The 949-nt window shown below is 59.3% G+C and carries 1 protein-coding gene; it reads left to right on the top strand.

From position 1 onward, the window contains the following. Positions 1-942 (top strand): ISL3 family transposase (locus tag AC1RTQ_RS24145; protein WP_492879499.1); only part of this gene is annotated, 942 nt, incomplete at its 5' end. Positions 943-949 lie beyond the last annotated feature (7 nt).

The raw sequence follows: 949 nt of genomic DNA, 5'->3' as shown, positions 1-949 counted from the left end.
CTCAGCTGGCTCGGTCGCTACCAGCGCGTCACAGACCGTCTGGCGCAGGCGTGCAGCCAGTTGCTTCGCAGCAGCAGCATCAAGGCGGTAGTGGCCTTCTTCGATCTGGGCTGGCACACCGTCAAATCCATCGACAAAGCCTTGCTGCTGGCCACCACTGCGCAGCCGCAATGGGATCAGATCGAGTACTTGGCGATGGACGAGTTTGCGCTGCACAAGGGCCATCGCTACGCCACAGTCGTCGTTGATCCCATCAGCCGGCAGGTGCTGTGGGTGGGGCAAGGGCGCTCACGCGAGACGGCCCGCCAGTTCTTCGAGCAGTTGCCCGCTGGCGTTGCCCAGCGCATTCGCGCAGTTGCTATCGACATGACTACGGCTTACGAGCTGGAGATTAAGGCCCACTGCCCTAACGCCGAGATCGTCTATGACCTGTTCCATGTCGTGGCCAAGTATGGCCGGGAGGTTATCGACCGAGTGCGTGTCGATCAGGCCAACCTGCTGCGCCAACAGCCCTCAGCACGTAAGGTGCTCAAATCCAGCCGCTGGTTGCTGCTGCGCAATCGCAACAAGCTGCAGCCTCAACAAGCAGTGCAACTCAAGGAACTGCTGGCGGCCAATCAACCATTGATGACGGTATACGTCTTGCGCGACGAGCTCAAACAGTTGTGGTTCTACCGTCGTGCGACTTGGGCGCATCGCGCCTGGCGGCACTGGTGTGATCAAGCCCATCAAAGCGGGATTGCCGCACTGAGCACCTTCGCTCAGCGCTTGCAAAGCTACCTGCACGGGATCATCGCCCGATGCAGGCATCCGTTGAACAAAAGTGTTGTGGAGGGCATCAACAACACCATCAAGGTCATCAAGCGCCGGGCCTATGGCTACCGCGATCAGGACTACTTCTTTCTGAAGATTCGCGCAGCCTTCCCCGGTAATGCGCGATGAACCTTTT

This window comes from Comamonas sp. GW821-FHT11H03, from assembly GCF_058807955.1.
This window is presented reverse-complemented; position numbering and strand designations above follow the sequence as displayed.